Origin of the sequence: Polaromonas sp., assembly GCF_041689105.1 — a bacterium.
Lineage (GTDB): Bacteria > Pseudomonadota > Gammaproteobacteria > Burkholderiales > Burkholderiaceae_C > Polaromonas.
Genome location: NZ_JBDNGU010000053.1, coordinates 1 through 10,020, shown reverse-complemented (window position 1 = coordinate 10,020; position 10,020 = coordinate 1). Strand labels below are relative to the sequence as shown.

Here is a 10,020-nt window from a genome sequence, read left to right as displayed (position 1 = left end):
CAGGGCTCATCGGCTGCGTTTCGCAAACTTCGGATCAAGCACGTCGCGCAGCCCGTCACCCAGCAGATTGATGGCCAGCACCGTGGGCACCAGGAACAGCGCCGGAAACAGAACATTGCCCGGGTACTGGGTGAACTGCACGCGGCCCTCGGCCATGATGTTGCCCCAGGTCGGGATGTCGGCCGGCAGACCGAGGCCAAGAAAGCTCAAAATCGCCTCGGTCAGCACCGCCGATGCAGCCACAAAGGTGCCCTGCACAATCATGGGCGCCATGGCATTGGGCAGGATGTGCCGCCACAAAATGACCGGTGTCGGCGTGGCCAGCGCACGCGCGGCCTCGACAAACGGCTCCTCGCGCAAGGTCAGCACCATGGAGCGCACCAGGCGCGTGACGCGCGGAATTTCCGGAATCGCAATCGCCACCACCACCGTCCACAGCTGGGCACCGAGGGCGGCCACCAGAGCGATCGCCAGAAGAATGGCAGGGATGGCCATCAAGCCGTCCATGAAACGCATCAGCACAGCATCCACGACACGAAAATAGCCCGCAAGCATGCCAAGCAAGGCACCAACGCTGATCGCAACCACAGCGGTAAACGCCGCCACCAGCAGCGAGCTGCGCGTTCCGTAAAGCACGCGACTGAAAATATCGCGGCCGAAGTTATCGGCACCCATCCAGAAGGTATGTTTGACCACCGTACCGTCAAGCTGCGCAAACTCGCCACGCACGCCGGCCGCGGTGTTGATGTTGGCCGAGTCCATGGCCGCCGGGTCCACCGTGCCCAGCACTGGCGCCAGCGCGGCCAACAGCAGCAACACCCCCAGCACCCCCACGCCGAAGCGGAAGGCGCTGTTGCGCCACAGCCTTTGCAAAAGAGGCAGCCAGACCCGCATCAGTACCGGATCCTCGGGTCCAGAAACAGGTAACTCACATCGACCAGCAGGTTGACCCCCACATAGAGCAGGCTGAAGAACAGCACCAGCCCCTGGATCACCGGGAAGTCACGGTTCAGCACCGCATCCACCGTGAGCGAACCCAGGCCAGGAATCGAATAGACGGTCTCAGTCACCACCACGCCGCCAATCAGCAGCGCCACACCGATGCCGACCACGGTAACGATGGGAACCGCGGCATTGGCCAGGGCATGGCGCATCAACACTGCCGACTCGGCCAGCCCCTTGGCGCGGGCTGTGCGAATGTAATCTTCAGTCAGCGCCTCGGACACGCTGGCGCGCGTCACACGGGCAATCAGCGCGACATAAATCGTCGCCAGCGTGATCCATGGCAGCACCAGCTGGCGCGCCCAGGCCCAGGGCCCCTGCCCGTCGACGCCGAACAGCCGCCGGTAACCCTGGACCGGAAACCACTCCAGCTGCACGGCAAACACATAAATCAGCAGATACCCGGTGACAAACACCGGGATCGAAAAACCCGCAACCGAAACCCCCGAGAGCACACGGTCCAGCCAGCCGCCCATGCGCCAGGCAGCAATGGTGCCCAGCGGCACCGCCACCAGCACCGCCAGCACCAATGTACCCACGGCCAGGCTCAGGGTCGGCTCCAGGCGCTGGACGATGAGTTCGGTGACGGGTTTGTTCAGATAAAACGAGTAACCGAGATCACCCTGCAGCACACCGCTGAACCAGATCCAGAACTGGACCAGCAGGGGCTTGCTCAGACCCAGGGTCTCGCGGATCTTCTCGATGTCTTCGTTGGTCGAGTTGTTGCCGGCGATCACGGCGGCCGGATCACCCGGCGTCAGGCGCAGGATCAGGAACACCACGACGGCCACGACGAGAAGCACCGGGACGGTGGCGAGCAGGCGCTGCAGCAGGAATCTCAGCATGAGGATCTGCTGCCCGCTAACACCAGCCGGAAGCCCCCTTCGACAGGATCGGGGCGCCAGCGGACGTGTGAGTCTTCCCTTTCAAGCAGGAGCCGCGGATCTGGCTTCGCCATTCCGCAGGCGCAGCGCCCCCTCGGGGGGCAGCGACGACACGTTAGTGCGGAGCGTGGGGGCACTAATTCTTCTTGATGTTCCAGTAAACCTGGGCACCACCGGGCACCAGGCCGGAGATATTGCTGCGCAGGGCTGCCGGGTTGTTGTACTGGCCCAGATGTACGTGCGAGGCGGTTTCAATTGCGCGCAATTGCAGCTGCTCGGCCAGTTTTTTCTTTTCGGCCTCGGTGCTGGCCTGGGCGAACTTGACTTTCAGGTCTTCAATGACCTTGTCGTCCTGCCAGCCGAACCAGCCTTTGTCGCCGGTGGCATTGAGCATGGCCATGGTCAACGGGTTCTGGATGTCGCCGGCCGTCCACGCCGTCATGAAGGCATTCCACCCGCCTTTGTCGGGTGCATCCTTCTTGGCGCGGCGCGCCAGCAAGGTGGCCCAGTCCGACTGTTGCATATCGACCTTGAAGCCAGCGGCTTCGAGCTGCTGCTTGGCGACCAGCGGCAACTTGGCAATCGAGGCCAGGTCGGTCGGACGCATCAGCACGATGGGCTCGCCTTTGTAACCGGCCTCGGCCAGCATCTGCTTGGCCTTGGCCGGATTGGCCATGCCGGTATAGATGCCGGTGTTGTCGCTCGCGTAAGGCGTACCGCAGGGGAAGATGCTCTTGCAGTATTTGTACATGCCGGGCGCACCGACCTGGGTTTTCAGGAAGGCTTCCTGGCCCATGGCCACCATCGCCGCCTGGCGGATCTTCACGTTGTCAAACGGTGCATGCAGGTGATTGAAGCGGAAGATGTATTGCAGGCCGGCCGGTTGGGCGTCCACGATCTGCACGTCCTTGGCGGCCTTGAGCGAGGCGTATTGCTCAAAAGCGGGTTGCTCAATGATGTCTACCTCGCCGGCAATCAAGGCATTGAACTGGGTTTGCGGATCGCGGATGATGACCCACTCGACGCGGTCCAGGTAAACGTTTTTGCCGCCGGTGGTACCGTCTGGTGCTTCACTGCGCGGCTTGTATTTGTCATTCTTGACATAGACGAGTTTTTCGCCCGGCTTGTATTCGGCGCTCACAAACTTGTAGGGGCCCGATCCGATGTTTTCCTTGATCTGCTCGCTGCCTGGCGTGGCCGCTATACGCGCCGGCATGATGAAAGGCACGTTCGACGAGGGCTTGCCCAAGGCCTCCAGCATCACACCGAAAGGCTGGTTGAACTTGAGGATGAATGTTTTCGCGTTGGGGGTTTCGTAGCTGGCCAGGCTTTTGGCCATGACGCCGCCAAAGCTGTCGCGGCTGGCCCATCGCTTGAGGGAAGCAACCACGTCTTCACTGGTCACCGGCTTGCCGTCGTGAAACTCCAGCCCGTCTCGCAGCGTGAAGGTCCAGACCTTGTTGTCTTTGGACGCACTCCAGGTATCGACCATTTGCGGCTTCACCTTTCCGGCCAGGTCGGTGCCGAACAATGTGTCGTAAATCATGTAGCCATGGTTGCGGGTCACAAACGCCGTGGTCCATACCGGATCCAGTATGGTGATGTTGGCGTGCGGCACAACTTTGAGCGTCTTGGCCTGGGCTTGGGCAGCGGCGGGCACCAGCAGGGCAGACACCAGGGCTGCGGAGGTGGCCAGGGCAAAAAGGGAGCGACGTTTCATGACGGATTTCCTTACAAACAAGGGTTGAAACGGCCCAACGGGATTCGGTCGGGCGGTTGGCGTAATGTAACCATAGTCCAGATGCAATATTCAAGCCATCCGCAAACACCCGGTACCGGGCTCTCGGAGTCTCGTTCGAGCCCGAGCCGGGTTCGCGGCCTGCGCTCGGCTCAGATCACGCCCAGCCAGCACGCGCGCTGGATGGCTGACATCTTGTTGTCCACCTTGAGTTTGGCCATGGCATTGGCCATGTGGTAGTTCACCGTGCGCTCGGTGCACTGCAGCCGCTCACCGGTCTGGCGCGCAGTCAGGCCCTCAAAGGCAAGCACCAGGCATTCGCTTTCGCGGGGACTGAGGGGACTGCTCGCCGCAGCCATGGTGCGCTTGAACAACGGCCAGATGTTGAGGGCCGACCAAGCCAGGGCTGCGGCCTCGGCGCGGTCATGGAACTGGCGCGGGCTGAGCATGAAACATTCAAACGCGCGTCCCGAAGTCAGGGGAAACTCCACCCGCACCACGCTCTGAAAACCGTGTGCCAACCACAACAGCCGCCAGCGGCCGCTGCTGGCGGCGTCCGAATTGGCAATATGCTGCCATGCCACCAGGGGAGCGTCCGATTCCCGCCACGGTGCGCCAAAATCCCGGCTGCTTGCCAGCGCCAGGGCAGCATCAAGAAAGCGGGGCGGATGAATGGCCGACAGAACACGGTCCTGCTGTTGTCCGAAAGGGTCTGGGCCCAGAACCACCAGCGCTTCGACCGAATATTCGCGCAAGGCCGAGATCCAGTCCGCCATCATGCTGTCGAGGGCGATACTGTCAAAGTTAACAGGTGATGGCATATTCAGTTTTTGCGCTAGAACGGTGACAATGTGCCGAGATATGTTCCAAGATTTGTTCATGAGCTCAGGGCTGCCCGCAAGAATCAAACAATGGATTCTTGCGCTCTTGCATTTCCCCGGAGCGTGGGGTCGGCTGCTGTCGCGAATCCGGTCCGAGCTGTTTCACGAACAACTGGTTCCCATTTTGCACCCCTCTCCATGGCGCCTGCGCTGGCTGGGCCTGTTCACGCTGGTCGGCCACCCCCTGTTCGGATGGATCTGGGGCCACTGGCTGCCGCAACCCTACGAGAACCCGGCCCTGCGCGCCGCCATGGGCACCCTGGGCTTGTTGCTGATATCCGAAAGTATCACCAACGATCCTTCGAGCAAGCTTTCCGCAAAAATTTTCACCTTTGTGTTCTGGACGCAGCTTCCGCTGTTTTTCAGCTGGATGTATTTCTGCAACAACGGGAACACAGTCTGGCTGGCCAGCTTTTGCGCCATGCTGCTGATTTATTACCACGTGACCGACTGGCGCATGGCCACCCTGGGCACCGTCAGCGGGCTCCTGATCGCCCGGGCCCTGTTTGTCTGGCTGGGACCCACCGTCCCACCGATGGACGCGCAGCAATTTGCGGTCAATGCCGTGGTCATCACCTTTTCGTGGGCCAGCGCCCTGTTGCTTGCGCTGTCGTCTGCCAACCTGCGGCGTGACCACTTGCAGCACACCCTCACAACCATAGGCATCATGGCGCACGAGTTGCGCACGCCACTGGCCACCATGTCGCTGATAGGCGATGCCGTGCGCAACGAAAGCCAGCTGCTGAAAGTAGCCGCAGGCGATCAGCGGCTTGACCAACTGGTGGTGCGGCTGCACAACCTGGTGCGTAACATGAACCAGCAGATTGACACCCAGATCGCCAATGCACGCCTGCTGCGCCTGCCCTTGCACAAGGAAACCGTGTCAGCCGCCGAGCTCTTGCGCACGGCGGTCAAAGAGTATCCCTACCGCAGCTCGCGCGAGCGCGAAAGCGTTGTGCTGGTATTGCGCAAGGATTTTTCCTTTGAGTCGTCTCACCGCCTGTTCTCACAGGTGATCAACAACCTGCTGAAAAATGCTTTCCACTCGCTGGCGGCAAGCAGTTCCGCACCCAAACCCGGCGACCTGCGTATCGAAGTGGGTGTGCTCAACGGCTCCGGCCGCATCATCGTCACCGACCAGGGCACTGGCATCGCACCGGATCTGCAAGCGCGGATTTTCGAGCCGTTTTTCTCAACCGATCGGGGCACCGGTCATGGTCTGGGGCTGGCGTTTTGTCGGCAGGTCGTGCAAAGCGCCCGCGGCTCCATTCGCGTCAAGTCGGAGCCCGGCCGCGGCGCCATTTTCATCATCGACATCCCGGTTCTCAGGTAACCCCTTTCCTTCCCATACCCATGAGTTTTCCACTGTTCCATCGTCCAGGCGCCATCGTTTTTCTTGACGACGATCCGGACTACCTGGAGATGCTGGCCATGGTTCTGCCCAAACAGTGGCATGTCAGGTTGTTTCTTCGGCCTCGAACCTGCATCAACCAGCTGCAGCGAGAACCGCCCTTGTGGGAAGCTGACGCCTGGGCCCAGCAGGAAATGATGGACAACTGGCGCAACGGCAGCCCACTGATTCCGCAAATCCTGCAGTACTGGTCCACGCAGAGCGAACGCTACACCTTCGCGCAAGTCTGTGTTTTTGACTATGCCATGCCTGGCATGGATGGCCTGCAGGCGCTCACAGAACTGACGGACTGGCCGGGTGGCAGGGTGTTGCTGACAGGACAGGCCGACGAACATGTGGCCGTCAGCGCGTTCAACCGCGGCTTGATCGACCAGTTCATCGCCAAACAGACGCCCGACATCTCACAACACCTGATCGCGGTGGTGCAGCGCATGCTGGAGCGCCCCCAGCTGAGGCATTCGCAGATCTGGCGTGCCGCGCTGACCCAACCGCAGCATGCCCTGCTACAGGTTCCCTCGGTGGCCCGGCAACTGACCAGCCTGGCAACCACCCATTGGGTCGAGCACGTGGTGATCGGGCAACCCTTCGGCATCCTCGGCATGGACACGAATGGCCTGGTCAGCTGGCTGCAGCTGGAACCCGCCGCTGGCCTGGCTGAACTGGCCGAACTGGCCGAATCGCAGGGGGCCCATGCGGAGGCGGCCACTGGCATCCGGCAAGGGCGCCATCTGGTGGATCTGGAACTTCAGCAGGCACTGCGGCTCCCGGGCCCGCCCCGGCTCGCACCCGCGTTTTCCATCGGGCATGAGGGCACCATGCTGGCGGCGCTGTTTCCCCTTGAGCTCGCCGCCAGCGCGCGCGGATGGACCGGCTACAGCCGGTGGCTGAAAAAGCACGGGCACCGCAGAGTGCAGGACTAGTGCAGTGTTCCACGCTTGATGGAACACTGCACCAGGAACTTGTCCGTCAAATGAGCCGGCCCATCAGGCGCCAGCTGCCTCAGAGCCACGGGCGCGCCTGGCAATCGGCCAGTCCCAGGGTCTGACCAGCGGTGCCACCTCGCGCGCCACTGCCTCCACGTGAGACAGCTCTGCTTCGGTCAACGCCGCATTCAGTGTCAGCCGCACCATGGCGCGGTTGCGACTGGTCGCCGGTGCGCAGAATACGGCACCAAAAACGCCGCGCTCCTCCAGGTGATCACGCAGCACCATGGTGTCGGGTTCGGTGCCGGCCTCCAGCGAAATGATCTGCTCCGTCCCCTGGTGAATCGGGTACCCCATGTCAGACAGGCTGGTGCGCAGGCGCTGGGTGTGGGCACACAGGCGGCGCCGCTGTTCATCATGGCCCCGTATCACGGCCAATGTCGCATCCAGGCCGGCAATTTCATAGGGCAGCAGGCAGGAACTGAAGATGTTGGGATAGCTGGAGCTCAGGATGTAGTAGCGCAGGTCAGCTGGTGCGGTAAAGAACCCGCCCCGGCCCGCGAAGGCCTTGGCCAGGCTGGCCGTGATGAAGTGCACCCGGTCGGTCAGTCCGAGTTCTGCGCAGAGGCCAGCACCAGCCGGCCCGTGGGTGCCCAGCGAATGCGATTCGTCCACGAGGATCATGCAGCCATGCCGTTCGGCCACCTCCACCATGTCGCGCAGCGGGCACAGGGCGCCGGTGGTGCTGTAGACCGAATCCACCACCACCACGCCGGGGCCATGGCGCGCGAGCACGCGGTCCAGGTGGACCGGATCATTGTGGCGAAAAGGGTGCGCGGGCGCACGGGCCGCGTGGGCGCCCTCCCACAATGACGTGTGCGCCAGCGTATCAAGGTATACCGGCGTTTGCGCATCGGCAATCGCCTGCAACAGACCGACATTGGCCGCATAGCCAGACTGGCAGACAAACCCGTCCTCCTTCCCCACCCATTGGGCCAGGGATTTTTCGAGTGATCGCGCCGGGTGTTCGCCGTGCACAAAAACGCCGGACTGGATGACAAACTCGCGGTCATGGCGCAGGGCGGCGACTTGGGCGCTCACGATGTCCGGGTGGCCGGTCACGCTCAGATAGTCATTGCCGTCCAGTCGCACCGCATCGGATCCTGCGGTTTTGCCGTGCAGCACGAATTTTCCGCCCCACTGCTTATCCCAGCGCGGGGTGAATTCGCGGTCAATGCGTTGCCGCAAATGCCCGGAAATTCGGGGGCCCGTGGAAGGTTTTGTTACGGCTGGTGAAGCAACGTGCTCAAGAAATTCGGTTTGCATGGTGGTTACCTGTGAAAAAGTAACCCCATTGAAATTGAATTTGACAAATTTGATCGTCCGACCCCTGTCAACATTGACAGGGGTTGAACCCTCGAAATCCGGATTAGGTGCTAGCCAACGCCAAAATCACACCTTTTGTACTAACTACTCACCTGTCCTGCACGCCTTTGGTCAGGCTCAAAGCCGCCAGCGCCATGATTTTGGCGCTGTCCACCAGCTCCTGGATACCCACATATTCGTCCGGCTGGTGCGCAAGATCAAGAATGCCCGGGCCGTAGGCAATACATGCGTCGAGCTTGCCGGTACGCACAATGTGTTTCTGGTCGTAAGTGCCTGGGCTCGATATATAGCTGGCTTCGCGGCCAAGCACGCGGGCGATGGCGCGGGCAGTGGCCAGCACCACAGGCGCGTCTTGGGGTGTGGCGGTGGGCACAAAACTCATGATGTCCCTGACGCCGTAGTCAAAGCCGGGCCGGCTGCGCTTGAGCTCTTCAAGCATGGCAACAATTTCGGCCTTGACCTCTTCAAGGTTTTCCTCGGCAATAAAGCGGCGGTCCAGCACGGCGCGGCAGGAATGCGCGACCACCGGTGAAGGCAGGTCGCCGGTCGGCCGGTTCAGCGCGTCCATTGAAAACAGCTGCTCGACCTGACCGCCATGCAGGCTGTTGATATTGAGCGTGCTGACCCTGGCACCGGGCGGCTCCACCGGCTCGCGGGTGTGGCGCTGGGACAGGCGCGGCTGCAACTGTGTTTCCAGCAGATGGATGAAAGCGCTCATGTGGTTGATGGCGCTGTCGCCCAGAAACGGCATGGAGCCGTGTGCGATGCGCCCCAGGGTTTCGACTTCACCCCACCAGACGCCGCGATGACCCAGGCAGATGCGGTCCACGCCCAGTGGTTCGGGGATGATCACATGGTGCACGCGCGGCCGGGTGAAGTAGCCACGTTCGGCCAGGTAACCCACACCGGCAAAACCGCCGGACTCCTCATCGACCGTGCCGGAAATTTCCAGCGCGCCGAAAAAGGGAAGGCCCTCTTCCAGAATGGCTTCGCAGGCGATCACACTGGATGCCAGGCCGCCTTTCATGTCGCAGGTGCCGCGCCCGTAGATTTTTCCGTTCCTGACTTCTGCGCCGAAGGGGTCGGTGGTCCAGCCCGAGCCGGCTTCCACCACGTCAATGTGGCTGTTGAAGTGCACGCATTCGCCACCGGGCTGGCCTTCGTAGCGTGCCACCACGTTGATGCGCGGGTGCGAATCGCGGTCGCCGGGCGCGCCGGTGGCGCGTATGTATTCCACCGCAAAGCCACGTTTTCGCAGCCGCTCCCCGAGCAGCCGGGCACAGGCTTCATAGGCGTCACCGGGCGGGTTGGTGGTCGGGATGCGCACCAGGTCCTGGGTGAGCGCCACCACCTCGTCGCGTTTGGTTTCGATGCGCTGGAGCAGGCTGTCATTGTTCATGCCGCCAGTTTATGTGAACTCGTCATTTGCCGCAGCCCATCGCCCTCCGAGGCAGCGAGCTATATGCACCCCTTTAACCAGCCGGGGCCGCGGGACCGGCTCCGCCGGCCCGCAGGCGCAGCGGCCCCCTCGGGGCTGGTGCCTGCGGCTCCGAACCTGCCTGGGCAGGTTCGGACAGGCGCCAGAAGCGAAGCCTCTGGCGAGCGGCGGCCTGCAAGGTGCAGGGAGCTACACGCAGTGAGCGACCGTGGGGGCCTTATTTCTGCCGCCAGGGCAGTCCCCGGAAGCGCCAGCCGCCTGTGGCGCCACGATGCGCTTCGGCGTCCGGGTCGCCTTCGAAACCTTCAAGAATGTTGTAGGCATCCAGCCCCAATTCGGTCGCACGTCTGGCCGCTG

General features: G+C 62.2%; 8 protein-coding genes and 1 pseudogene. 2 read left to right on the top strand and 7 right to left on the bottom strand.

The genetic code is table 11. The features are described 5' to 3' along the window. Positions 1-6: 6 nt before the first annotated feature. The 4 genes from ACESMT_RS04605 to ACESMT_RS04590 all read right to left on the bottom strand — a co-directional run bounded on the left by ACESMT_RS04605 (position 7) and on the right by ACESMT_RS04590 (position 4,445). Positions 7-894 carry an ABC transporter permease gene (locus ACESMT_RS04605; RefSeq protein ID WP_372825396.1) on the bottom strand — a complete coding sequence of 296 codons (888 nt, stop codon included), beginning with the start codon at positions 892-894 and terminating at the stop codon, positions 7-9. Further along, positions 894-1,847, bottom strand: coding sequence for an ABC transporter permease (locus tag ACESMT_RS04600; RefSeq protein WP_372825395.1), 954 nt, complete (start codon positions 1,845-1,847; stop codon positions 894-896). Before ACESMT_RS04600 ends, ACESMT_RS04605 begins: the two co-directional genes overlap by 1 nt. A gap of 175 nt (positions 1,848-2,022) precedes the next feature. Beyond that, positions 2,023-3,606 carry an ABC transporter substrate-binding protein gene (locus tag ACESMT_RS04595; protein ID WP_372825394.1) on the bottom strand — a complete coding sequence of 528 codons (1,584 nt, stop codon included), beginning with the start codon at positions 3,604-3,606 and terminating at the stop codon, positions 2,023-2,025. Positions 3,607-3,776: 170 nt separating this feature from the next. After that, positions 3,777-4,445, bottom strand: a complete 669-nt coding sequence (locus ACESMT_RS04590) for a LuxR C-terminal-related transcriptional regulator (protein WP_372825393.1) — start codon at positions 4,443-4,445, stop codon at positions 3,777-3,779. Positions 4,446-4,503: 58 nt separating this feature from the next. On the opposite strand from ACESMT_RS04590, the gene ACESMT_RS04585 reads away from it, so the two are divergent. Both ACESMT_RS04585 and ACESMT_RS04580 read left to right on the top strand, forming a co-directional pair. After that, complete coding sequence (locus ACESMT_RS04585) at positions 4,504-5,838, top strand: sensor histidine kinase (RefSeq protein ID WP_372825392.1); 1,335 nt, start codon at positions 4,504-4,506, stop codon at positions 5,836-5,838. A gap of 20 nt (positions 5,839-5,858) precedes the next feature. Next, complete coding sequence (locus tag ACESMT_RS04580) at positions 5,859-6,836, top strand: response regulator (protein ID WP_372825391.1); 978 nt, start codon at positions 5,859-5,861, stop codon at positions 6,834-6,836. A gap of 63 nt (positions 6,837-6,899) precedes the next feature. On the opposite strand, the gene cqsA is transcribed toward ACESMT_RS04580, so the two are convergent. The 3 genes and pseudogenes from cqsA to ACESMT_RS04565 form a co-directional block, all read right to left on the bottom strand. Beyond that, complete coding sequence (gene cqsA / locus ACESMT_RS04575) at positions 6,900-8,165, bottom strand: alpha-hydroxyketone-type quorum-sensing autoinducer synthase (protein WP_372825390.1); 1,266 nt, start codon at positions 8,163-8,165, stop codon at positions 6,900-6,902. Between the two features lie 148 nt (positions 8,166-8,313). Then, positions 8,314-9,624: an acetylornithine deacetylase/succinyl-diaminopimelate desuccinylase family protein gene (locus ACESMT_RS04570; protein WP_372825389.1), complete on the bottom strand. Its 1,311-nt coding sequence runs from the start codon at positions 9,622-9,624 to the stop codon at positions 8,314-8,316. Positions 9,625-9,880: 256 nt separating this feature from the next. Then, a pseudogene (locus ACESMT_RS04565) lies at positions 9,881-10,020 on the bottom strand (rhodanese-like domain-containing protein); the annotation flags it as partial.